This is a genomic window from Clostridioides sp. ES-S-0049-02, from assembly GCF_020658465.1.
In the GTDB taxonomy this organism is placed as follows: domain Bacteria; phylum Bacillota; class Clostridia; order Peptostreptococcales; family Peptostreptococcaceae; genus Clostridioides.
Genome location: NZ_JACVWG010000003.1, coordinates 1 through 24,621 on the forward strand (window position 1 = coordinate 1; position 24,621 = coordinate 24,621).

The window sequence follows — 24,621 nt, forward strand, 5'->3', positions numbered from 1 at the left end:
CCCAGTATATATTTTTTACAATTTATTAGAATAAAATTCATATATTGGGAAATATTAATAGTAAATAAATAATTGTTGCTATAAAGTAGAAATTATCTTTAAAAGCACAAATTAATTTACAGTCTCATTTGTAGACAAAATGATGTTATTTATTTTCTTCGATATATTTACATATATCACCAATACATTTAAAGTTTTCAGCTTCCTCATCTGGTATTTCTATACCAAATTCATCTTCAAGAGCCATTATAATCTCAACAGCATCTAATGAATCAGCTTCTAAATCTTCCATTAAAGATGCTTCCATAGTTATTTCATCTAAATTGTCTAACCCTAATTGTTCTGCTATTATTTCTTTTATTTTTTCAAACATTTTAAGCCTCCTACAGCAGTTTTAATTAATTTTAATGTTAGTTTAATATAATATCAAAAATTTTTCAATATGCAATTAGTAAAAAAAAATAAAATTTTATAAAGGTAGTAATAAAGTCTTATTTGATGAATAAACTTTATTGATAACAAATATAACTTAGGAGGAAATGCTATGAAATATGTAGGCTTATTACTAACATCTGTAGGAATATTTTTACTTATAGCAGTAAATTTTTATTATAATTCAATAACTTTAGATATGCAACGAATAGAGGACTATGTAATGGAAACCAATTTAATTCTTGAAGATGTAGCAGAGAAGGAAAGCTATGTATCTAATGAAAAGGACGATTATATATCAAGATTAATGCATGTAAAGAAAGGCATAGAAAATTCAAAAACATCCTTCTTGATAGAAAGATATAAAGAATACAAAGTAAAATCAATAGAAAGTTTAATTTATACTATATCAGAAGAAAAAAAGGATTATTTAGATGAAGTTGATAGATACAATAAACTGGGAGAAAAAGAAATAAATAAATTAATCAATAAAAACTTTTTAGAAGTAACTTATCTGTCTATTACTACATATATTTAATTAAAGAGACAAAAGTTAGTCTCTTAATGATTCAAGGAGGATTAGTTATGACAAAATTAGAAGACAATATGGAACGTTTCTTTGGAGGATGCGAAGGATTTTTTAGTAATAAAATGTTGATAATAATAGTTATAGTATTCTTATTATTATGTACAGACATTTTAGAAGACTTATTATGCGATGACAATATATGGATATGGGTTATATTAATAGTATTGTTGTTATTTAACTTCGATGATGGTTGTTGTTGCTAAAAAATATTGATTATTAAATAGGCAGAGCCAGTAACTTATACAAGTTATGGTTTTGCCTTTTTTAGTTAAGATAAAAAAAATAAAAAAATAATAAAAATACATTAGCAAAATGGAAACCAAATGCATAGTATATGTTAGGAGCGAAAAGCTCAACAAAATATCAACAGGAGGTAACGTGGAATGTTAGATAGATTCTTTGGAGAAGATGGATGTTTTGGTGGAGGAGGATGGTGGATAATCGTACTATTCTTCCTATTTTTAGCTTTTGGAGAGAGCTGGGCAGAATTTGACATAATGGCATGGATTCCATTCTTAATAGTTTTATTAATACTTTGCTGCTGTAGTGGATGCTTAGAATAAGAGTAGTAATTATTAAAAAAGGAGGAGTTTATTATGTTAGATAGATTTTTTGGAAACGATGGATGTTTTGGTGGGGGAGGATGGTGGATAATCGTATTATTCTTCCTATTTTTAGCTTTTGAAGATTGTTGGAGAGATATCGATATAATGTCATGGATACCATTCTTAATACTATTATTAATAACTTGTTCATGTGGTGGATTCTTTGATGGTGATGATGGTTGTGGCTGCGGCTGCTAAAACTAAACTGTTAAAGTGAAAAAATGCTGGTATGTTTTATACCAGCATTTTTTTATTTTATTTTTTAATGTAATTTAAATTAAGAATGAATATTATTAAAATTGTTGAATATAGGGTATAATATAAAATATAATGTATTTAAATGTACTTGCTTTTATGGTAAAATAAGAACTTATATAAATATAGTTAAAATAAGAACCTGTATAAATTTGGTTCAGATTTAGATAAATTTAGCAAAATTAGGAGGATGAAAATGAAAAGTAATATAACGATAAAAGATGTTGCTAAACAAGCAGGCGTGTCAATATCTACAGTATCTAGAGTTATAAATGATTCAAAACCTGTGACTGATGAAGTCAAACAAAAAGTTTTAGAGGTTATAAAAGAAACTGGATATATTCCAAATCCACTTGCAAGAAGCTTAGTAACTAAAAAGAGTCAATTAATAGGGGTAATAGTTCCAGAAGTTTCAGATTCTTTTGTTAATGAGATATTAAATGGAATAGAAGAAGTTGCTAAAATGTATGATTATGATATTCTTTTAGCTAATACATACTCTGATAAAGAACAAGAGTTAAAGAGTATAAATCTATTAAGAGCAAAACAAGTAGAAGGTATAGTTATGATTTCATGGGTAGTTGAACAAGAGCATATCAACTATATACAAAATTGTGGTATACCAGCAACATATATAAGTAAAACTGCTAGAAATTATGATATATACACAGTGAGCACTAGTAATAAAGAAGCTACTTTTGATATGACAGAACATCTTATAAAGAAAGGTCATGAAAAGATAGCTTTTATAATGACAAGTAAAGATGATACTGTTTTAGAAATGGAAAGACTTTCAGGCTACGAAGAAGCACTTTCAAGTAATAATATAGAGTTGGACAAGAGTTTAATCAAATATGGTGGAACTGATTATGAAAGTGGATACCATAGTATGAAAGAATTATTGGATGAAGGAATAATACCTCATGCAGCCTTTGTTACGGGTGATGAGGCTGCTATAGGAGCTATAAATGCTATCTGTGATGCTGGATATAAGGTTCCAGAAGACATATCAGTTGCAGGATTTAATGATGTTAAGATAGCTAAGATGTATAGGCCTAAGCTTACTACAGTTTATCAGCCTTTATATGATATGGGAGCAGTAGCAATAAGAATGGTTATTAAATTAATCAATAAAGAATTAATTGAAAACAAGAAAATAGAATTACCTTATCAAATTGTTGATAGAGAAAGTGTTATAGAGAGAAAGAAATAAAGTTATTAAAGTCAATCAGGTAGTGTTTAAAACACTACCTGATTTTTAGTTTAAATAATATGCAATTAAAATATTTTAGTTAAAAATAATAACTTTAAGCCCTAAAAGTAGTTTATTTTTGTTTATTCATGAGGGTTGGATTTTTTAGTTTTCTTAAATATACTCTTAGATTTTTTTTGTTGATTATTTGGTGTATTTTTTGGTGCAGGTGTATTTGATTTACCTTTAGTTGGTTGCTTAGTCTTTTTAGTTTTAGCAGGTTTAGTATCTCTTTGAGTCTCTGCATCTGATATTTTATCCATTATAGTATCTAATTTTTTACGTTGATTGTCATCTAAAAATGCTTTGAATTTTGATACTACTTCCTCTCTTCCATCTAGGTTCTTACCTATCTTTATAAGTTCCTCCATAAGTTCACTTTCTGATTTCCCTTTGTAATTATCAGCAATCTTTTCTATCTTATCTTTGTCAATATTTTTTTGCTTAGCCATCTTTTCTAATGAATCTGTATCTATTTTTTTCATAAAAAAACCCCTTTCTATAAATATATATTGAATTATATTCATACTATTTATATATAGAAATAATATTGAAGTGGTGAATTGTGAGTGATATATAATATAAATAAAAATTCTTATAGATAATATATATGCACTGAGCTTTAAAAATGGAACATTAAAATATGAAAAACATACTTTAATATAGGGCAATTATATAATATAAGGGGGAATTGTCTTGAATAACTTACTATTTTTGATTGGAGTGATTGCATTGAGTAATGGTAATATCTCTATATTTGATGATAAAGATAAATCAAAGAAAAATAATAGAGCCAGAAAAAACAAAAAAAATTCAAATGAGAAATTATCAAAAGCTATACATGAAACTTTAAGGTTTGATGCAAATGATATAAAAAGAGGTCTAAGACTTATGGATTTGAGTGAAGAAGACCTAGAAATGGGAATGGAAATAATAACAAGAACTAAAAAATACATGTCAAGAGATGAAAGGAAAATACTAGTAAAAATAGAAAGTATTTTAGACTTAGTTAGAGGCATAAAGAAACTTAACAATATAGATGTGGTAGATGTTGAAGAGGAAACAGATTTTTTTAGAAAAATGGATAGTGAAGACAAAAAAAATATGATGATAAAAGAAATTATAGATGTATTTCCAGAAAAGAGAAAAAATTCTGTTGAAAAGGCTATAGGAATGAAAAAAAAGATAGATTTATTTGCAGAATTGTTTTTACCTGATGATTTTGGTGAAGGTGGATTTAGTTTAAGTTCTTTGGCAAATATAAATAATCTAGGTAGTATGAATAATCTTAAACTGCTAGGAAATCTTTTAAGAGGTGATGATAGTAATAATGATGATGATGAATATGAAGATAATAATGAAGAAGATGAAGAGTCAACATATGAAGATGAGATAGATGATAATGAAGAAGAATTAACAGAAGATGAAGAAACAGACCATGAGTATGCAGAAAATGATGAAAATATAGTATATGATGAAGAATTATATGATGTTAATGAACAAAAGCATGAACATAATCGTAATGAAAAAAATACTAGAAGTAAAGCTAAGAGAAAGTAATAATTAACTAAATACATAAAGAGAAAAGGAAGAAAAAGTAATACTAGAATAAGATTATCTTAATTACTATATAAAACCACTTTAAAAAATTCAAAATTTATTATATAATAATAATATGAAATCCTGAAACATACGATAAGGCTTTTTTAAATTCAACCTACAAATGAAATACGGGAGACCGTGTCTAGTAAATTATAACATGCCTGTTTAGTTTGGACGTTAAAGGTTACTGGCAAGTCACCCACCTGGGAGTGCCTAGGGTGTGAATTTACTTAGCCACCGGTGTTTCGGGACAAAAAAAGTGCTACTATTTTAAATAGTAGTACTTTTTTTTATTAAAATGCATTTTTCTACCAAATATACCTAATTATTGATAAATTTAAAAAGCTAAGTAACAATTAGGATTATAAGTGCATAGTATTAATTAGGCTATAAAAAGCCGAAGACTTAATAAGAATCGCTTACAGGGAGGGCAATGAAAAATGCAAGATTACAAAAAAAATAAAAGAAGAATGCTAAATCAGCCAATGTCTACAATGAATGAAGAAGAAGTGTATACAGATGAAATAAGTTCAGATGAGATGAGAGGATTCAAAAAATCACATCATCATAATGGATGTAACAATGATAATAATTGTGATTGTCATGATGATTGTAAACCTAATCCATGCAATCCATGTAAACCTAATCCATGCAAACCTAATCCATGTGATGACAATTGTGGATGCCATGATAATTGTAAATGTGATTGTGAACCATGCCAAATGGATTCAGATGAATGTTTTGAAAACAAATGTGGACCAAACTGCTGTAATCCTATATCTCCAAGAAACTTTTCTGTAGCAAATGCAGTTCCATTTGCAATAGAAGCTAATAGAATTTTTGATACTATGCAATTCCAAACATTTACAGATGCAACTGGACCAAATGGAGAACCATTAACTTTTGAAACAGAAGTAGTAGAAGTATTTGGTTCAGTTCCAAGTGCAGGTAGAGCAAGTGTAACTATAGATAAAATATGCTTAAGTAATGATGGAATAGTTATAGACACAGGAATGACAACTTTAGAAGATTTCGATTTAGATCCATTAGGAGATATAATAGGAAGAAACTGTGAAACAACTTTTGAATATGCAGTATGTGGAGAAAGAAACGCTGAATGTTGTAGACAAGGAAAAGGCAAATCAGTAGCTTATAAACAAAGAGGCTTAACTGTAGCAGTTCGTAATCTAGTATTAGAACTAAGAGGTAGATGTGGATGTACAGAATTCGTTGCATTAGCTTTCCCAGCAGTTAGAGCAGGAGGTGGATGTAAGAGAAGAGTTGATTTTGTAGAATTTACTTTTAACACACTTTCAGCACCAATATGCTTGCCAGCTGACGGAAGAGCTGTCACTTTAAGACAAGAATACCAAACTAACTTAACTGTAGATTGTATAGGAAAATCTATATTAAAATTAGAATGTAATGAATGTTGTGAACCTATGTATGAATTAATTATACCAAATGATATAGATTTAGTACTTTGCTTACAAGAAACAGTTAGCACATTAATAAGTGAACAAATAGTAGTTTTAGCATCACCAAACCCAATCCAACCAAGACTTGTTGATACTTTCTCTAAAGTATGTGATTTTTCGCAATGTGGACCTAATCATGGAAGTGGAAATTCAGGTTGCCACAGATAGATAGGTAGATATATAGACAGTTTAAATTATAAATAAAAATCATTTAAGGAAGGCTACCAATAGTAGATGATTTACATTGGTAGCCTTCACGTTATTTATAACTAATGTATAGATTTTATAGATTTAAAAAGTACTATAGTATGTAATAAACAAGTAAATATTGATACTATTGTCATTGTGTATATGTATGCATAAATATTAAGTCCTGGAATGGGAAGAAATACATATAGAGCTACTAGCTGAATTAACATACCAATGATAGTGTTTATACTTGAAGCTAATTCTTTTCTTATTGAATGTAAAATACCAGATAGTGTTTGATTTAGTGACATAAATAGTGGTACTAAAAACATAGCTTTTAAATATTCTCCAGCAAGTTTATTTTTAAATACTAGTATACATAAATCTTTTCCAAAGAAATAAAAAAACACTGATGATAGTATACCTACAAATAAAGTTAGGAGTACAGAATACTTTATTTTTTTTAGGACACTTTTACGTTTTCTTAAAGCCATTTCTTGTGATATAGTAGGTATCAAATTTACAATAAGTGCTGAGCCAACAGTAAATGGTAAAAATATAAATGGCATTACCATCCCGCTGACGACACCATACATACTTAATGATTGTTGATAAGTCATGCCTGATAATGCTAATCTTGATGGTATCATCATAGAGCTAATAGATTGTAAAAGTATATTTGACATTCTATTGCAAGTTATAGGTATGGACATTTTCAATGTTTCCATAGAGGAATTATAAAAATCTTTTATACTTATAATATATTTATTGTCAAATGAAGAATCTCGACATAAACATATGAGCATAAATATGATATTACTCAATTCACCAATAGATATACCTAAAAGAGCAATATAACAATTCATAGACTTATCATTTACATACATAACGAGTAAAAAAACAAATAGAATTTTACCCATCTGTTCAATAATTTGTCCAATAGCAGGAACTTTTACGTTCTTTATGCCGTAGTAATACCCCCTAAGTACATTTGAAAGTGTTATTATAACTATGGCAGGACAAACTGCTAGTATAAATAAGTTCAATTTAGGGTCTTTTAGAAACTTAAGTGATAAAAAAGAACTATTGAAAGATGCAACTATAGATATAATTAATGCTACAAAAAATGATATGTATAAAGTTGATATAAACAAAGCATTAGTGTTGTGCTTATCATTTAAAGCTTTTCTTTTTGCAACTAGACAACTAAGTGCAGTAGGTATTCCAGTTGTTGTAACAGCTAAACAAATCATTAAAAAGTTAAAAATCATATGATATATACCTAGACCTGTTTCGCCTAAAGCTCTTGATAAGAATATTTTATATAAAAATCCAAATATTCTTACGACAAAGTTAGACATAAATAAAATAACTGTTGATAGTACTAAATAAGGTACTTTCAAAAAAATCACCTCCTTATCTTTTAAATATATTCATAAGGAGGTGTAAAAATTTATAATTTTATAAATTCTGGTTTCATTTTATTAAATTTAGATACATACTTAAATCCCATGTTTTTTAGTAATGAATATATGTAATCAAATTCATATGCAACTTGACTTACATGATGTGAATCTGAGCCTGTAGTTATGATTTCTCCTCCTAAATCTTTATACATCTGAAGGATATATCTAGATGGAGTTAAATCTGGCAGGTTGTATCTGTAGCAAGATGTGTTTATTTCGATACCTTTACCATCATAGATAGCTTGCTTGAGAGTTTCTTCAATTATATCTGAAAATAGTCTGTCATCTAGGATGGTATCATAAGGTGCATATCTTTTAATTAAATCTAAATGACCTAAAACAGAGTAATCCTTGTAGTTTTTAACAATATTATACAAATAAAGGTAGTAGTTCTCATAGACCTCATGTTGAGTCTTACCTTCAAAATAGCTACCAAGGTATAAATCCATTTTATCTATAGCATGAATAGAGCATATTATAAAATCTAATGGATATTGATGAGCTTCTTTTCTATATGTATCTATTAATTGAGTTTGAACTCCAAATTCAATCCCTTTTTTTATTGATATTTTATCTTTATATCTATTTTTAAGAGTTTCTAGACTTTTAAAATAATCTTCGTAAACAATCGAAAAAGAATCATCCGCATAAACATCATAATCGACATGGTCTGTGAAACAAATTTCATTTATACCAAGGTCTATAGATTTTTTTATCATTTCTTCCATTGTAGATTTTCCATCAGTAGAGAAACTTGAGTGCATGTGATAGTCGTAAAACATAAATATTTCCCCTTTTTATAAAAATTTTGGTATTATATATACATACTAAATAATATCAAATATATGCTAAGGCATCAATAAAATATAAAAACAATAAGCGGTGATAAATGTGGAAAAATACAAAATAGATTTAAGTGAAAGGAAGTCAACTAAATATATACAAATATTTAATCATATAAAGCAGTTAATAATAAACAAAGAACTAGTTGAGCATGAAAAACTTCCACCAATAAGAAAGTTATCAGATTATTTACATGTAAATAATACTACTATAGTTAAAGTATATGAGCTTTTGGAAAATGAAGGATATGTATATAAAATTATAGGAAGTGGAACTTTTGTATCAAATTCAAATTCTTATAAAAATGGTATAGATAAAGGGAAAAACAAGAATATTAGACAAAGAGATGATTTAATTCATTTCGATAATGGAAATCCATCTAATGATATGTTTCCTATAGATTCATTTAAAAATGCTGTAAACATGGCATTATCTAAAGATGGAAGTTCAATATTTGATTACGATGAAGGGCTAGGCTCTGAGGAGTTAAGAGAAAAGATGGTAGAGTATTTAAGTGATGAAAATATAAATACTACTAAAGAAAACATTCAAATAATCTCAGGAGCACAGCAAGGTATAGATATAGTTTGTAAAGGGCTTATAAGTTATTCTGATGTTGTTTTTATGGAAGAACCCTCTTACAATGGAGCAATTGAAGTATTTAAAAGTAGAGGTGCAAAAATAATATCTATACCTATGTTAGATGATGGAATTGATATAGGTATTTTAAAATTAAAATTGGAAAAAATAAAACCAAGACTTATATATATTATGCCTAATTTTCAAAATCCAACAGGTATATCTTATTCTACATATAAAAAAAAGAAGCTAATAGAATTGGCAGAAGAGCATGATTTTTATATAATTGAAGATGATTTTATCAGTGATTTTATATTTGATTCAGAGGATAATAGGACAGTCAGGAGCTATGATGATAAAAATAGGGTAGTATATATAAAGAGTTTTTCAAAAATACTTATGCCAGGATTAAGAATAGGAATTGTAGAAATGCCAAATGAATTATTAAAAAAAGTTTTGTGGGCTAAATATTCATCAGACATATCAACACCAGGTCTTATTCAAAAATCAATGTATTACTATATGGAGAATTTCAATTGGAAGAATTATCTAAGTCATATAGAGAAGATATATACTGATAAGTACAAGTTAGCAAAAAACTTGATTAATGATAAATTGAGTGGTAAATTAAAAGTTAGAAAATCTTGTGGAGGTATAAACTTTTTTTTAGAATTGCCAAGAGGGTATACATCACAAAGCTTTACAAGTTTTATGTTAAATAAAGGAGTATCCATGCTTCCAGGGACTTATTTTTTTGATAATCTAGTGGATGATAGATTTTTTAGAATAAATATAGCTCGTCCAAGTATGGAAGAGTTAGAAAAGGGAATATCTATAATAAGTGATAATATAGAAGAGTTTTTCTGTGAATATAAAAATAAGTTAGATATAAAAAGTAATAAATTATTTTATTAATAAATAGAAGTTTTTTAGGAGGAAAAAATGTTTGACAAGAAGAAATTAGATAGGATTAATGAATTAGCAAAGAAAAATAAAGAGGGAGCTCTTTCTGATGATGAAATCAAAGAAAGGGATATTTTAAGAAAGGAATATTTAGAAAATTTTAGAGCTCATTTTAAATCAAGACTTGATAGTGTTAAAGTAGTCTCACCAGAAGAATATGAACAATATATGAAAAATAATAAAAATTAAAACTTAATAGGAGGAAAACATGGACTTAAAGCATAAATTTAAGAATGCATGGGAAATTGAAAAAAAAGAGAATGCTATTGAACAGGTTATGGAATATGCTCGCAATTATATGGATTTTTTAAGTAAATCAAAAACTGAAAGACTTTCAGTAAAAGAAATTATAAAATTGGCTAAAGAAAATGGTTATATTTCAATAGATGAAGCTATGGAAAATGGAAGTGTAAGTCATGGGGACAAGATTTATGCTATAAATAAAGAAAAAGCAGTGGCACTTTTTGTAATAGGTAAAAACTATATAGAAAAAGGTATGAAGATTATAGGTAGTCATATAGATTCTCCAAGATTAGATTTAAAACCAAACCCATTGTATCAAGAAGCTAATCTAGGTTTTTTTAAGACTCACTACTATGGAGGAATTAAAAAATATCAATGGACAGCTATTCCTCTTGCTTTACATGGAGTAGTTATATTAAATGATGGTACAAAGGTGGATGTATCTATTGGTGAAGAAGACAGTGACCCAGTGTTTTGTGTAACTGACCTATTAGTTCATTTAGCTGGAAACCAAATGCAAAAGAAATTGTCAGAAGGAATCAGTGGTGAAGCTTTAAATGTATTAATTGGAAATATGCCTTTGGATGGCGAAGAAAAAGAACCTATAACAGCAAATATATTAAAAATTTTAAATGAAAAATATAGTATAGTTGAAGAAGATTTATTAAGCGCTGAGATTGAAGTAGTTCCAGCTGGGAAGGCAAGAGATTTGGGGTTTGATAGGTCAATGGTATTAGGATATGGTCATGATGATAGAGTATGTTCATATGCTGCTGTAAAAGCTATACTAGAGACTAGACAACCAGAATTTACTTCAGTTACATTATGTGTAGACAAAGAAGAAGTTGGCTCCCAAGGAAATACAGGTATGCATTCAAAGTTTTTTGAAAATACTGTGGCTGAGTTAATAGCTTTAGAAGGCGATTACTGTGATATTAAGGTAAGAAGAGCTTTAGCAAATAGTAAAGTATTATCAGCTGATGTTGCAGCTGGATATGACCCAAATTTTGATGAGGCATATGAAAAAAGAAACTCTGCATATATGGGAAATGGAATAGTTTTAAATAAGTATACTGGTTCGAGAGGTAAGAGTGGATGTAATGATGCTAATGCTGAGTTTATATCAGAAGTAAAAAGAATTTTTAACGAGGGTAATGTAGTATGGCAAACTGCTGAACTTGGTAAAGTGGACCAAGGTGGAGGTGGAACAATAGCCTATATCTTAGCAAATCAAGGTGCAGAGGTTATAGATTGTGGTGTTGGTGTTTTAAATATGCATGCACCGCATGAGATTGTTTCTAAAGTAGATATATATGAAATGTACAAAGGATATAAATCGTTTTTTAATATAAATTTATAAGTTTAATATACAATAGTATAAGTAATAAGTAATAAGTAATAAGTAATAAGTAAATAGAGTAGTATTATACTATGCTCATTAATTAAATGAACATAGTATAATACTACTCTATTTATTATTTAACAGCTTATAATTTAAATTTGAGTGTCGTGTATTAAAATTATTATATTATGATTTCAAAGTACTCACATAGTCTGTTTAGAAATTTATCTTCCAATGGAGAAAAAGTTTTCTTTTTAGAATAAATAAAGAAAAATTTTCTTGTAAAATCAACATCTTTTACTTTGTAGCATTTTATTTTGCCTGCATTTAGATAATCAATAGCTGAAATATATGATATAAAAGATACACCAAGGCCTAATCTAACCATTTCTTTAATGGCTTCATTTGATTCTACATGAGCTATTACATTTAATTTGTTTACCGGAAAGTTATTTTTGCTAAGGGTGTTTAGTATTAAATTTCTAGTACCAGAGCCTTCTTTTCTCATAATAAAATTGACAGAAGCCAATTCTTCTATATCAATGTAATTGTTATTGTTATCAATTTTAAAATCTGAAGGAGTAATAAGTACAAGTTCATCATCTAATAAGTCTAGATATTCGATTTGAGGATTGTTAATTTTAGAACCAACTAATCCAAAGCTTATCCGTTCATTTAAAATTTCTGATATAGCATATTGAGAATCATAATGGCTTATGGAAAATTTTACATCTGGATAACTCATAGAAAAATTCTTCATAAAATCAGGTAGAATATAAGTTTCAGGTATAGAACTACATGCTATATCTATAATACCTTCTATTTTACCTGAATATTCTTTTATATCATAAATTGCACGTTTGCAGTTATTTAATATATATATGGCATGCTCATAAAGAATTTCACCAGATTTTGTGAGTGTAATAACTTTGTTGCTTCTGTTTATAAGTACAGTTTCTAACTCTCTTTCTAAATTTTGTATGTGTGCACTTACAGTAGGTTGAGTTAAAAAAAGTTCTCTTGCAGCTTTTGAAAAACTTTGATGTTTTGCAACAGCAACAAATACTTCAAGTTGTTTAAAATCCATTATTTAATCCTCCTTAAATTATCTAAAACTATTATAACATATTTGATAAATTAATAGTTAAAGGTGATTTTTTGAAATAGAAAACCTTAAAATGTTTATGGAGTTTTTGATTGTTTAGGAATAATTTGGTATAATGTTATAAGGATATTTACCACAAGTATCTTGTAAATTGAATTTTCAAAATTCAACTTTAAAATGTGTTTTGTTACAAAAAAATTACAGATAGCTTCTTAATCTTATTAAATTTAAATAAATATTATATAATTATTTTATAAAATAATAAACGTAATTATTGAAAAAAAAGATAATCACACAATGAGATATAGATAAATATTATAAAATTTAAGAAAGGAGGATTGATTTATGAAGTTAAAAAGGTCATTAGTTTGTGTAACTATTTTAGGGATTGTACTTGTTGGATGTCATAAAGAAACTACTAAAGAGAAAAATCAAGTAGCAAGTAAAGCAACACAGCAAAAAACTATGACAAAAGTTCAAAATGATGTTAATGAAATGATGGATAAAGATTATAAATATGTTATAAAAAATATGGGAATACCTTATAACACAATTTATTATATAAAAAATAAGAATTTAAAAAAATCAAATACAATGCAAGATATAAATACATCAAGTTATATGACATTAGTTTACCCTAAATATACTGGAAACAATGAATTAGATGGAAGTGCTTTATACATTAACATTAATAAAAATAAAGTTGTTAATGTTGAAACAAATTCCTTTTCATCACAAAGTATAACAGCTATAGATGAAAGTTATGGTATTATGATTGAAACAAATGATAATGAAAAATCAGCTGTATCCTTGGAGGAATATAAAAACATTGACTTGGGAGAGTATATTGGAGTTGAAGAATCTAGGATAAATGAAATCGTGGGTAATGCCAATTATAATTTAACAGCATATAACCATGAAGGAAATAGGGTAGTGAAGAGTTATAGATTAAAAGAAGATAATAAATTATTAGACAAAGAAATACTTACAATAAGTATAGTAGATAATAAAATAAAGTCTATAAAAACTATTGAGAGTGATAAAGTTGTAAAAATAATAAAAGGAGCTTTATTAGAATAATGAATTTTAAAGCATACAAGTCTGTTTTAAGGTAGAAGTAAATTTCTAACTTGAAGCAGTTTTTTTTTATAAAATGTATAAAATTGAAATTAATACAATTAATGATAATTTTATAAGATTTATTAAATTTAAACTGCAATTATAGATAACAATTAGTTATAATTAAATATAAGCTAAAATGATTTATTGCAATTTACAATTATACTACATTAAGGATGTTTTTAAATAAAAAATATATTGGGGTGTATTTAAAATGATAGGATTAGCAGATGCCATAAAAATTATTGAAGAAAATGTTATACCAATAAGTAGGATTAAGAGAGTTAATCTTATAGAAGCAGTAAATAAAGTAGTTGCAGAAGATATATATTCAACAATTGATAGTCCTCCATTTGACAGGTCACCATATGATGGTTATGCATATGATGCAAATTCTGAAAATAAAAATTTAAAGGTTATAGGAACATTATATGCAGGAGAAGTGTTTGATGGTATATTAAATAAAAATGAAGCAGTGAAGATAATGACTGGTGGAAAAATTCCAAAGGGAGCAAACTGTGTAGTAAAGAAAGAAGATGTGACAACTAGAGAAGACATGATAACTTTAAATATAAAACTAAAGGAATATGACAATTATATATTTAAAGGTGAGGATATAAAAAAAGGTCAATTAATTATTAGTAAAAATCAAAATATAGGGTATGATGGTATAGGAGTATTAGCGAGTCTTGGAATATCTAAATTAACTGTATATGATGATTTAAAAGTTGGTATTTTAAATACAGGAACAGAATTACAAGATATAAATGAAACTTTGGAGGATGGCAAAATATATGATAGCAATAGATATACATTATATTCAAAGCTTTTAAAGCTTGGAATACAAGCAGATACAATATGTAATTGTACTGATGATATACAGGAGTTAGAAAAAAAAGTAAAGGATATGCTAGAAACTGTAGATTTTTTAATTACTACAGGTGGTGTATCTGTTGGAGATAAAGATTTAATACCAGATGTATTTAGAAACATAGGAGCAAAAGAATTGTTTTGGAAGATAAATATTAAACCTGGAGGAGCTTGTTATGTAGCTACATTGGGAGAAAAAATATTGTTTGGGCTTTCTGGCAATCCACATGCGGCAATTGTGGTATTTGATAATGTAGTTGTTCCTGTGATTGAGTATTTAACATATAAGGACAGCAATCATTATATAAAAGCTATATTTAAAGGAGAATTTAACAAAGTCTCAAATAACGATAGATTTGTAAGTGGAAAATTATATACAGATGAAGGTAAATTATATGTTACATTAAATGATAAAAAAGATGCCAAGGCTAGATTATCTGCAACATTGAGAAGCAATTGCATGATTAAGATAAAAAAGAGAGAAATAATAAAAGAAAATCAATTAGTAGATGTTGTTGTTATATAGTTTTATGAAGGGGATATGGTTTTATGTATAATGTATTATCAATTGTCTCTTATTCAGGAGTAGGTAAAACTACGTTGATTGAAGGTATAGTAAGAGAATTAAGTAAAGAAGGGTATAATGTTGGAGTTATCAAACACACATGCCATGATTTTGAGATAGATGAGGAAGGGAAAGATACTTATAAACATAGAAAATCAGGTGCGAGGAAAGTTTGTATAATATCAAATAAGAGGTTAGCATATATTGAAGAGTTAAAAGATAAAAATCCACTATATAAAATGATTAAGTTTTATGAAGATATGGACTTGATTATTATAGAAGGATATAAAAATTATAGATTTAAAAGATTAGAGGTAACTAGAAAGGATAAGTATAAGGATATTTTATCAAATAAATCTGATTTGATAGGTATTATAAGTGACATAGAATATGATTTAAATATTAAGCAGTTTAGTTTGAATGACTATAAAAATGTATCAAAGTACATAGAATATTGTATAAAAAATAATACTTTAAAATTAAATGATAGTGAAATAAAAAACATATTAAAAGAATAATTTTAAGATATTATTTTGATATAAAATGGTATAATTATTTATATATAAACAAAGATATGAGAAATTTATTTAATTATAAAAATCGTATTTTGAATTATAAAATATTATAGAAATCGTAGGAGGATAATATGAAAAAAATATTAGTAGCATGTGGAGCAGGAATTGCAACATCAACAGTAGTTTGCGACAAAGTAGAAAGATTGGTTAAAGAAAATAACATACAAGCAGAAGTTATACAATGTAAAATTGCTGAATGTGCAACAAAACAAGAAGGTGCTGATTTGATAGTATCTACTACTATATTGCCAACAACTTATGATATACCTGCAATAAAAGCAACAGCATACATAACAGGTATAAATACTGCTGCATTAGATAAGAAAATATTGGATGCTTTAAAATAAGTTTTTGAGTTTACAGTTATAAAAAATATTTAGTACTAAATATAGAGTTGTATCTTGTAAAATTTTATTTACATAGATATGGCTCTTTTTAGGTGTATTTTAAATATATGATTATATAAAATAAGTATTCAATTTTATGAAACATATTCTTTTGAATTGCAATTTTATAAAAGATTTAAAATTAGTGTTATGTTATACTAATTTAAGGGTATTTTTTAGACGTATTGATAAAGGAGGATTTAAAACTTATGATAAAACAATTTGTCAAATATTATAAACCATATAAGAAAATCTTTACATTAGACCTTATAGCTGCGTTCTTATTTTCTTTATGCGATTTAGTTTATCCTATGATAACTAGAAATATAATGGATGACATTGTTCCAAATAAAAATTTAAGAATGCTAGTAGTTTTTGCAGTTGTACTTATACTTATATTTATAGCAAAAGCAGGGCTTAATTATTTTATGCAATATTGGGGACATGTCATTGGTGTAGATATGCAAGCTGATATGAGAAATGAGGTATTTACACACTTACAGAGGCTTCCAAATACTTATTTTGATAATAATAAATCTGGTGTAACTATGTCTAGAATAGTAAATGATTTAATGGATATAACAGAACTTGCACATCATGGTCCTGAAGATTTATTCATTTCTATAGTAATGTTAGTTGGTTCATTCTTTATACTTATAGATATAAATATTCCTCTTACTCTTATAATTTTTGCTATATTGCCATTTATAATTTGGTTTGCTATAACAAAAAAAGATAAGATGAATATAGCCTTTATGAAAAGTAGAGTTACTATAGGTGATGTAAATGCAACTTTAGAAAATAGCATAGCTGGAATGAAAGTAACTAAGTCTTTTTGTACTGAAAAAGAAGAATTAAATAAGTTTGTAAGAAGTAATAAATTATTTAGGAGAGCACGACAAGATTCTTATAAAGTAATGGCAGAATATTATTCTGGTATGAATTTATATATGGATATTTTGGAATGGGTAGTTGTTATAGCTGGTGGATACTTTACTTATCTTGGGAAAATTACTTTAGGTGATTTTGCTGCATATATATTATATGTAAAGATGTTTATACAACCTATGAAGAAATTGATAAACTTTACAGAACAATATCAAAATGGTATGACAGGTTTTAAAAGATTCATAGAGATAATGGAACAGGACCATCAAAAAGAAGCTAAAAATCCTGTTGAACTTGAACATGTAAAAGGTAACATCGAGATAGAAAATATATCTTTTACATATGAAGATGATACCCAAGTATTAGATAATCTAAGTTTATCTATAGAAGCTGGTAAAACTATAGCTTTAGTAGGTCCTTCTGGTGGAGGAAAGACTACATTGTGTAATTTATTGCCAAGATTTTATGAGTTTGATAAAGGTGATATAAAAATTGATGGAAAAAGTATCAGGGATGTAAGTTTAAAATCTTTGCGAAAAAATATAGGTATAGTTCAACAAGATGTATTTTTATTTACAGGAACTATAAGAGATAATATTCTTTGTGGAAATCCTAGTGCTACAGATGAAGAGATGATTGAGGCTGCAAAAAAAGCTAGAATACACGATTTCGTAGAAACTTTGCCAGATGGATATGATACTTATATAGGAGAAAGAGGAGTAAAATTATCTGGGGGACAAAAACAAAGAATTTCAATCTCAAGAATCTTTTTAAAGAATCCTCCAATAATAATATTGGATGAAGCTACTTCCGCTTTAGATAATGTAACAGAAAGAGAAATTCAAGAGTCCTTAGAAGAGTTAAGTAAAGATAGAACAAATTTAGTTGTTGCACATAGGTTGACTACTATAAAAAATGCTGATGAAATCATAGTACTGACAGATAAAGGAATTGAAGAAAGAGGTACTCATGAAGAGTTAGTAAATAAAAATGGAGTATATAGTAGATTACACAATAACTAACATATACATTAAATTTATAAACATAGAATATATTAAGATTCATAAAGCAAATTCATTTTATATTAATGAGATGTTTTATGAAAAATGTATTCTATGTTTTATTTTTTGCAAATTATATTTAATTCTATTTATAAAAGTAGTGTTAAATAGCCAATTTACAGGATAACGTTTTTACAAAAAGAATAATTTAGAAAACTAACTTTAATTTATAGAATTTATAGAATTTTATGAAAAAAATCGAATTTTGACTTGAAATGTTTTTCAAAAGTAGTAAAATAATGGATAACTATACATACATTGTATACAAATATATTTATTTATGAGGGGGGATTTTGTATGGAGGCAATAACAGCTTTTTGTCTAGTTTTAGTATCACTGACGATAGGAGATGTAGTTTCAGCAAAAACTAAAGCTTTTGTTCCATCAGTTTTTGTATCAGCAATTATATTTATAGTAGGATTTTGGACTTTTTTCCCAGAAAATATCGTGGATTTAGCAGCTTTAGGGACACCATTAGCACAATTAGGCATGCTTTTATTAATAACTCATATGGGAACTATGATGAGTATTAAAGAGCTAGCAGGTCAATGGAAAACAATTGTAATAGCGTTAGCAGGAATAGTAGGAATATGTGTAGGAGCTTTGGCATTAGGAACTCTAGTGTTTGGATGGGATACAGCTGTAATCGCTACACCTCCTCTTACAGGAGGATTAGTTGCATCTATAATGATGGCAGATGCGGCTACAGCAAAAGGTCTTGCGAGTTTGGCAGTTTTAGCGATTTTAATGTATGTGGCACAAGGATTTGCAGGTTATCCTATCACAGCATTGATGCTTAAAAAAGAAGGAAAAAGACTTTTATCAGATTTTAGAAGTGGAAAAGTAACTGTAACTAAAGCTGAAGAAGAAACTGAAAAAGTACCTGAACAAAAGAGTAAGTTTAAGATAATTCCAGATTTACCTGAAAAGTACGACACAACATATATGATAATACTTAGATTAGGACTTGTAGCATGGTTAGCAGTACAATTTACAAATCTTACAAATGAAGTTGTATCAAGATATGTTATCTGTTTAATATTTGGTGTAATAGCATCAGAACTTGGAATAGTTGACAGAAAGCCACTTAATAAATCTGGTTCATTTGGATGGTTAATGACATCATTGATGGCTTTTATATTTGCAGGATTAGCAAAAGCTACACCAGCAATGCTTGCTGAAATGGCTGTTCCTCTTGTAGGAATTATAATATTTGGTGTAATAGGTATGGGAATATTCTCTATTATAGTAGGTAAATTTTTGGGTGAAAGTAAGGAAATGGCGTTTTCAGTTTCACTTACAGCACTTTATGGTTTCCCACCAAATTATATATTAACTGAAGAAGCAGTAAAGGCTCTAGCTGAAACTCCAGAAGAAAAAGAATTTCTGATGGATAAAATGCTTCCAAAGATGCTTGTTGGTGGATTTACTACAGTAACAATAGCTTCTGTAGTAATAGCAGGTATTTTTGTAAATCTTATATAAACTTTAATTAATAAATAAGGCATTTAAAAAATAAGAAGAATATGTTACACTTGGAGGTCTGGAATGAATATTAAAGAAATAACAAATGGATATAAAGATTATGTAATCAAACTTAGAAGGGAATTTCATGAAAATCCTGAAAAAAGTATGGAAGAATTTAGAACATCAAAGAGAATTAAAGAAGAACTTGATAAAATAGGAGTACCATATGTATCATCTGGAGGGACAGGTGTAGTCGCAACTATAAAAGGAAATAATCCAGGAAAAACTGTAGCACTTAGAGGAGATATGGATGCACTTCAAGTTGTTGAGTGTACAGAAGTAGAATACAAATCAAAAAATGAGGGGCTTATGCATGCTTGTGCACATGATGGTCACACATCAATGCTTTTAGGAGCAGCTAAGGTTTTGAATGATATTAAAGATGATATTAATGGAACTGTGAAATTATTTTTTCAACCAGGAGAAGAAGTAGGTAAAGGTGCAAGAGCTATGATTAAAGATGGCGCTATGGAAGGTGTAGATGGTGTATTTGGAATTCATCTTTGGAGTGATGTAGAGTGTGGGACTGTGTCAGTTGAAGAAGGTCCAAGAATGGCTTCTGCTGATTTCTTCAAAATTACTGTAAAAGGTAAGGGTGGTCATGGTTCACTTCCTCATCAAGGTGTTGATGCGGTACTTGCAAGTTCTGCATTAGTTATGAACTTACAATCCATGGTTAGTAGAGAAGTCAGTCCTTTAGAGCCGCTAGTTGTAAGTGTTGGAATTTTAAATTCTGGAACAAGATTTAATGTAATAGCAAGTGAAGCTGTTCTAGAAGGTACAATAAGATTATTTAATCCAGAACTTAGAAAACAAATTCCTACGATTTTAGAACGTATAGCAAAATCTACAGCAGAAGCATATAGAGCAGAGGCTGAGTTAGAGTATGGATATTTAACACCAGCTGTTATAAATGACAGGGAATGTTCAAAGATAGCTACAGAAGCAGTAATTAAGCTATTTGGAAAAGAAAGTATAGCACTATTTGAAAAAGTAACAGGAGCAGAGGATTTTGCTGAGTTTATGAATATTGCACCTGGTGCATTGGCATTTGTAGGGGCTAGAAATGAAGCTAAAGGAGCTTGTTATCCTCATCATCATGGGTGTTTTAATATAGATGAGGATGCTTTAGAGATTGGAACTGCCTTATATGTTCAATATGCAGTAGACTTTTTAAATAAATAAATTTAATATACTATAAAGAAAAAGCAGAGATTAAGTTTATACTCTGCTTTTTTATTGTCTATAATTACTATAAATATTGACTATAAAAAAAAGATATGATACTATAAAAGAAAATGATAATCAATATCAATTAATAAGAAGGTGATTTAATTGAGTAATATAATGTTTGCGTTTTTAATAACTTTGTTTGCAGGTTTGTCTACTGGAATAGGAAGTTGTATAGCGTTTTTTGCTAAAAAGACCAATACTAAATTTCTTTCTGTAAGTTTAGGATTTTCTGCTGGTGTTATGATTTATGTATCTATGATAGAAATATTTCCTAAGGCACAAGAAGCTCTAACAAAGTCTATGGGAGAAAAATTAGGAAGCTGGTCAACTGTAATAGCTTTTTTTGCAGGAATGGCTATCATTGCAATTATTGATAAGTTAATTCCTCAAGAAGAAAATCCTCATGAGATAAAGAAAATGGAAAATTTGGATGAAAAAAATATACAAAAAAATAAATCTCTCTTAAGAACTGGGATATTTACAGCAATGGCTATAGCAATTCATAATTTTCCAGAAGGGTTAGCTACATTTATATCGGCGCTTGATGATGCTACAATAGCGATACCAATAGCTATAGCAATAGCTATACACAATATACCAGAAGGAATATCTGTATCTGTACCAGTGTATTACGCTACAGGAGATAAAAAGAAAGCTTTCTATTATTCTTTTTTATCTGGAATGTCAGAACCTTTAGGGGCAATTATTGGGTATGTACTTCTTAGAAATTTTCTAAATGACACTACACTTGGAATTGTGTTTGCTCTTGTGGGAGGTATTATGGTATTTATATCACTTGATGAACTATTACCATCAGCTAGAGAATATGGTGAGCATCATCTATCAATTTACGGATTAATTGCAGGAATGGTTGTTATGGCTATTAGTTTATTGCTATTTAAATAGATTTTTAGATATCCAATTGTAACCTAAAATTAATATCAAAATGATATAATTATTAAGACAGATTATCATATGTCAAAAATATCATTTTGGAGGTGAATTTTATGGAAAAGAAAATGAAGTTTAAATTTGATTGGTATAGTTCACCTGATAGGATAGAAGAATGGTTAGAAGATATGGAAGAACAAGGATATAATTTATATAAGATAAGTAAATTTGGAGGAATATTTTATTTTTATAAAGGAACTCCAAGAAAAATAAAATATGCCATTGATTATTATTATGATGCTGAGGAAGATTATTTTAATAAACATAAGTATAGAGGGTGGAATCTTATATTTAGAAGCATTGGTAGTTTTATAGGTACATCTTCATGGTATGTATGGAGTAAAATATATGAAGATGTACCTCCTAAATTATATAGTGATTTGGATAAAAAAGACAAAGTAAAATCAATTTTATTCATGAATGTATTTTTATTTACTATTTTAGTAGTTATTTTTATATATTTATTGTTCACTGAAATAAGAAATTTATTTAATGGTTATGGAGTAGATATTTGTACTATCGCATTGCAAATTATGTTATTAATTTTGTATTTGGTACAATTATATAGAAGAATAATGTATTACTTAAGGATTAAAAAATTAACTAAATAAAGATGGAGAGTGTCTCAAAATGACTTTGAGACACTTTTTTTATCAATAAATGTTATTCTTTATATATATTCGTATCAGTTATAACCTTTTAGATTTTATTTAAATCTTGAGTATTGATAAGAATAATTTAAAAATGTTATTCTAAGGTATCGGATATTTAAAATCACATTTAAATATATCAATTAAAAAATTTCAATAGTGTGTAATAAGAAAGTGTATAAGGCGTTGTAATTAGAAAATAAAAATATATTTAAATATAATCAAATATAGTATAATACAATCACAGAAAAGTGTGATTGTATGAGTAAACACTATAAACATTTATACAAGGGTTTCAACTTCTAATTAAAAAGATGATTTAAAAATCAGGTTGAATTTCTCAGACAATAATGCTAGTGCTAAAGGAATGATAATAGATGATTAGTTGTCGCATATATGGATTAAGAAAATACAAGAAAAAGATTAGAGATAATGAGGAAGTTGAAAAGAGGTTAAAAAGAGAACTGATAAAACTTTCAAGGAAATATGAAAGTTTAAAAATAAGAAATAAAATAGAAGAAGGGAGAGCTACTAGTCAAAATATTCAAAAACAAGTAGTCAAAGTACAAAAACTTCATCAAAGATTAGCTAATATAAGAACTGATTATATAAATAAAACTATAAGCGAGATAGCGAAAAACAAGCCATCTTATATAGTAATTGAAGATTTAGCAGTTTCTAACTTGATGAAAAATAAGCATTTATCAAAAGCTATTGTGAGTCAAAAACTCTATGGATTTAGAACCAAACTAACATCTAAATGTAAGGATAATTGCATAGAACTTAGAGTTGCAGATAGATTTTATCCATAATCAAAGACTTGTAGTAAGTGTGGAGAGATTAAAAGAAACTTAAAACTCAAAGATAGAGTTTACAAATGTGAATTATCTATAGATAGGGATTTAAATGCAAGTATTAATCTTAAAAATACTAAAAAATATAAGCTAGCTTAAAATCAAATTGATTCGCACACACGTGGTTCAAGAGTGCTTATATATGTACGGAGGGCTAACTTCGGAATTTAAGCCTTTGGAGAACTATACAAAATCGTAGTCGCTTAGGTAAGGCGAGGTTCAGTGAAAAAGGAAAAATCTCTATATGGATATATTTGACCATATTTTGAGTAGCAGGAACTTATGATTAGGATAGCAATTTGTGAAGATGAAAAAGAAACACAATGTTTAATAGAAGAATATCTTTATAATATATTAAAAATTATTAATGTAGAGTATGAAATACAAAAATATAGTTCTGGAGAAGATTTACTCAAAGTGAGTTTAAAAGATATAGATATACTTCTTCTTGATATACTAATGGAGCAAATGAATGGAATGGATACTGCAAGAAAGATTAGAGAAGTAGATAATAAAATGGAGATAATATTTATAACCTCTTTAATAGATTATGTGCAAGAAGGATATGAAGTAAGAGCTTATAGATATTTGTTAAAACCCATAGAATTAGAAGAATTAAAAAAACATATATTAACTTGTATTAAAGATATTGAAACAAATAAAAGTAATTACATTGTAATAAAGAACAAGTCTAATACATACAAGATTTATTTAAATGAAATAAAATATATAGAAATTCAAAAAAAAGATATGTTAATACACACAATAAATAAGGGTTTTGGAGTAAAGTATAGTCTAGGAAAAATAGAAAAAGATTTAAAACTAGATAAATTTGTAAGATGTCATAAAAGCTTTATAGTTAATCTAAGTTATGTAGAAAATATAAAGCCCAATATTGCTATTTTAGAAAGTGGAGAAGAAGTACCTATTAGTAGATATAGATATAAAGAGGTTAAGGAAAAATTTTTGAAATTTCTTGGTGATACAATATGTTAAATT

At 27.7% G+C, this 24,621-nt stretch carries 26 protein-coding genes, 1 other RNA gene and 1 pseudogene; 23 read left to right on the forward strand and 5 right to left on the reverse strand.

Features of this window, described 5'->3' with window-relative positions:
• Nucleotides 1–145: 145 nt before the first annotated feature.
• Nucleotides 146–373 (reverse strand): acyl carrier protein, encoded by a 228-nt coding sequence (acpP, locus tag IC213_RS08730; RefSeq protein WP_227434025.1) that lies wholly within the window; start codon nucleotides 371–373, stop codon nucleotides 146–148.
• A gap of 171 nt (nucleotides 374–544) precedes the next feature.
• Here acpP and IC213_RS08735 point away from each other — a divergent pair, with 171 nt between their 5' ends.
• The 5 genes from IC213_RS08735 to ccpA all read left to right on the forward strand — a co-directional run bounded on the left by IC213_RS08735 (nucleotide 545) and on the right by ccpA (nucleotide 3,094).
• Entirely contained in the window at nucleotides 545–970 is a 426-nt protein-coding gene (locus IC213_RS08735) for a hypothetical protein (RefSeq protein ID WP_227434026.1), read from the forward strand.
• 47 nt (nucleotides 971–1,017) lie between these two features.
• Nucleotides 1,018–1,224, forward strand: a complete 207-nt coding sequence (locus tag IC213_RS08740; protein ID WP_227434027.1) for a hypothetical protein — start codon at nucleotides 1,018–1,020, stop codon at nucleotides 1,222–1,224.
• Nucleotides 1,225–1,404: 180 nt separating this feature from the next.
• Complete coding sequence (locus IC213_RS08745) at nucleotides 1,405–1,584, forward strand: hypothetical protein (protein WP_227434028.1); 180 nt, start codon at nucleotides 1,405–1,407, stop codon at nucleotides 1,582–1,584.
• A 33-nt stretch (nucleotides 1,585–1,617) separates the two neighbouring features.
• The gene (locus IC213_RS08750; RefSeq protein ID WP_227434029.1) at nucleotides 1,618–1,824 is read left to right on the forward strand and encodes a hypothetical protein; all 207 of its coding nucleotides are present in this window, start codon (nucleotides 1,618–1,620) and stop codon (nucleotides 1,822–1,824) included.
• A 247-nt stretch (nucleotides 1,825–2,071) separates the two neighbouring features.
• The gene (gene ccpA / locus IC213_RS08755; protein WP_413926669.1) at nucleotides 2,072–3,094 is read left to right on the forward strand and encodes a LacI family transcriptional regulator CcpA; all 1,023 of its coding nucleotides are present in this window, start codon (nucleotides 2,072–2,074) and stop codon (nucleotides 3,092–3,094) included.
• A 122-nt stretch (nucleotides 3,095–3,216) separates the two neighbouring features.
• Here ccpA and IC213_RS08760 read toward each other — a convergent pair whose 3' ends face one another.
• On the reverse strand, nucleotides 3,217–3,618 hold the full coding sequence (locus IC213_RS08760; RefSeq protein ID WP_227434031.1) for a hypothetical protein: 402 nt from the start codon (nucleotides 3,616–3,618) through the stop codon (nucleotides 3,217–3,219).
• Between the two features lie 211 nt (nucleotides 3,619–3,829).
• On the opposite strand from IC213_RS08760, the gene IC213_RS08765 reads away from it, so the two are divergent.
• The 3 genes from IC213_RS08765 (at nucleotide 3,830) to IC213_RS08775 (ending at nucleotide 6,381) form a co-directional block, all read left to right on the forward strand.
• Entirely contained in the window at nucleotides 3,830–4,693 is an 864-nt protein-coding gene (locus IC213_RS08765) for a hypothetical protein (protein ID WP_227863008.1), read from the forward strand.
• A 117-nt stretch (nucleotides 4,694–4,810) separates the two neighbouring features.
• Nucleotides 4,811–4,991: non-coding RNA, 6S RNA (gene ssrS, locus IC213_RS08770), on the forward strand.
• Between the two features lie 184 nt (nucleotides 4,992–5,175).
• Complete coding sequence (locus IC213_RS08775) at nucleotides 5,176–6,381, forward strand: hypothetical protein (RefSeq protein ID WP_227482168.1); 1,206 nt, start codon at nucleotides 5,176–5,178, stop codon at nucleotides 6,379–6,381.
• 101 nt (nucleotides 6,382–6,482) lie between these two features.
• Here IC213_RS08775 and IC213_RS08780 read toward each other — a convergent pair whose 3' ends face one another.
• Nucleotides 6,483–7,805 (reverse strand): polysaccharide biosynthesis protein, encoded by a 1,323-nt coding sequence (locus IC213_RS08780; protein ID WP_227434034.1) that lies wholly within the window; start codon nucleotides 7,803–7,805, stop codon nucleotides 6,483–6,485.
• A gap of 50 nt (nucleotides 7,806–7,855) precedes the next feature.
• Nucleotides 7,856–8,650: a histidinol-phosphatase HisJ family protein gene (locus tag IC213_RS08785; RefSeq protein WP_227434035.1), complete on the reverse strand. Its 795-nt coding sequence runs from the start codon at nucleotides 8,648–8,650 to the stop codon at nucleotides 7,856–7,858.
• Nucleotides 8,651–8,759: 109 nt separating this feature from the next.
• Here IC213_RS08785 and IC213_RS08790 point away from each other — a divergent pair, with 109 nt between their 5' ends.
• From IC213_RS08790 to IC213_RS08800, 3 genes are read left to right on the forward strand one after another with little or no spacing between them, the layout of a single operon-like run.
• Entirely contained in the window at nucleotides 8,760–10,205 is a 1,446-nt protein-coding gene (locus IC213_RS08790; RefSeq protein ID WP_227434036.1) for a PLP-dependent aminotransferase family protein, read from the forward strand.
• A gap of 27 nt (nucleotides 10,206–10,232) precedes the next feature.
• Nucleotides 10,233–10,442, forward strand: a complete 210-nt coding sequence (locus tag IC213_RS08795) for a DUF896 domain-containing protein (RefSeq protein WP_227863009.1) — start codon at nucleotides 10,233–10,235, stop codon at nucleotides 10,440–10,442.
• 19 nt (nucleotides 10,443–10,461) lie between these two features.
• Complete coding sequence (locus IC213_RS08800) at nucleotides 10,462–11,856, forward strand: aminopeptidase (RefSeq protein ID WP_227434037.1); 1,395 nt, start codon at nucleotides 10,462–10,464, stop codon at nucleotides 11,854–11,856.
• Nucleotides 11,857–12,019: 163 nt separating this feature from the next.
• Here IC213_RS08800 and IC213_RS08805 read toward each other — a convergent pair whose 3' ends face one another.
• Nucleotides 12,020–12,925: a selenium metabolism-associated LysR family transcriptional regulator gene (locus IC213_RS08805; protein ID WP_227482171.1), complete on the reverse strand. Its 906-nt coding sequence runs from the start codon at nucleotides 12,923–12,925 to the stop codon at nucleotides 12,020–12,022.
• A 363-nt stretch (nucleotides 12,926–13,288) separates the two neighbouring features.
• Here IC213_RS08805 and IC213_RS08810 point away from each other — a divergent pair, with 363 nt between their 5' ends.
• The 12 genes and pseudogenes from IC213_RS08810 to IC213_RS08860 all read left to right on the forward strand — a co-directional run bounded on the left by IC213_RS08810 (nucleotide 13,289) and on the right by IC213_RS08860 (nucleotide 24,618).
• Entirely contained in the window at nucleotides 13,289–14,023 is a 735-nt protein-coding gene (locus tag IC213_RS08810; RefSeq protein WP_227434039.1) for a hypothetical protein, read from the forward strand.
• Between the two features lie 253 nt (nucleotides 14,024–14,276).
• Nucleotides 14,277–15,458, forward strand: coding sequence for a molybdopterin molybdotransferase MoeA (locus IC213_RS08815; RefSeq protein WP_227434040.1), 1,182 nt, complete (start codon nucleotides 14,277–14,279; stop codon nucleotides 15,456–15,458).
• Between the two features lie 23 nt (nucleotides 15,459–15,481).
• Nucleotides 15,482–16,015 carry a molybdopterin-guanine dinucleotide biosynthesis protein B gene (gene mobB / locus IC213_RS08820; RefSeq protein ID WP_227434041.1) on the forward strand — a complete coding sequence of 178 codons (534 nt, stop codon included), beginning with the start codon at nucleotides 15,482–15,484 and terminating at the stop codon, nucleotides 16,013–16,015.
• 128 nt (nucleotides 16,016–16,143) lie between these two features.
• Entirely contained in the window at nucleotides 16,144–16,419 is a 276-nt protein-coding gene (locus tag IC213_RS08825; protein WP_227434042.1) for a PTS sugar transporter subunit IIB, read from the forward strand.
• Between the two features lie 248 nt (nucleotides 16,420–16,667).
• The gene (locus IC213_RS08830; protein ID WP_227434043.1) at nucleotides 16,668–18,368 is read left to right on the forward strand and encodes an ABC transporter ATP-binding protein; all 1,701 of its coding nucleotides are present in this window, start codon (nucleotides 16,668–16,670) and stop codon (nucleotides 18,366–18,368) included.
• Between the two features lie 336 nt (nucleotides 18,369–18,704).
• Nucleotides 18,705–19,892, forward strand: a complete 1,188-nt coding sequence (locus IC213_RS08835; protein WP_227434044.1) for a hypothetical protein — start codon at nucleotides 18,705–18,707, stop codon at nucleotides 19,890–19,892.
• Between the two features lie 63 nt (nucleotides 19,893–19,955).
• Nucleotides 19,956–21,119, forward strand: coding sequence for a M20 family metallopeptidase (locus IC213_RS08840; RefSeq protein ID WP_227434045.1), 1,164 nt, complete (start codon nucleotides 19,956–19,958; stop codon nucleotides 21,117–21,119).
• A gap of 162 nt (nucleotides 21,120–21,281) precedes the next feature.
• Nucleotides 21,282–22,073 (forward strand): zinc transporter ZupT, encoded by a 792-nt coding sequence (gene zupT, locus IC213_RS08845; protein ID WP_413926670.1) that lies wholly within the window; start codon nucleotides 21,282–21,284, stop codon nucleotides 22,071–22,073.
• 101 nt (nucleotides 22,074–22,174) lie between these two features.
• Nucleotides 22,175–22,729 carry a DUF2812 domain-containing protein gene (locus tag IC213_RS08850; RefSeq protein WP_227482173.1) on the forward strand — a complete coding sequence of 185 codons (555 nt, stop codon included), beginning with the start codon at nucleotides 22,175–22,177 and terminating at the stop codon, nucleotides 22,727–22,729.
• Between the two features lie 416 nt (nucleotides 22,730–23,145).
• Nucleotides 23,146–23,580 (forward strand): transposase, encoded by a 435-nt coding sequence (locus IC213_RS08855; protein ID WP_413927300.1) that lies wholly within the window; start codon nucleotides 23,146–23,148, stop codon nucleotides 23,578–23,580.
• A 12-nt stretch (nucleotides 23,581–23,592) separates the two neighbouring features.
• Nucleotides 23,593–23,721: pseudogene (locus tag IC213_RS21300) on the forward strand (zinc ribbon domain-containing protein); the annotation flags it as partial.
• A gap of 183 nt (nucleotides 23,722–23,904) precedes the next feature.
• On the forward strand, nucleotides 23,905–24,618 hold the full coding sequence (locus IC213_RS08860) for a LytR/AlgR family response regulator transcription factor (RefSeq protein WP_227434048.1): 714 nt from the start codon (nucleotides 23,905–23,907) through the stop codon (nucleotides 24,616–24,618).
• The last annotated feature ends 3 nt before the right edge of the window (nucleotides 24,619–24,621 follow it).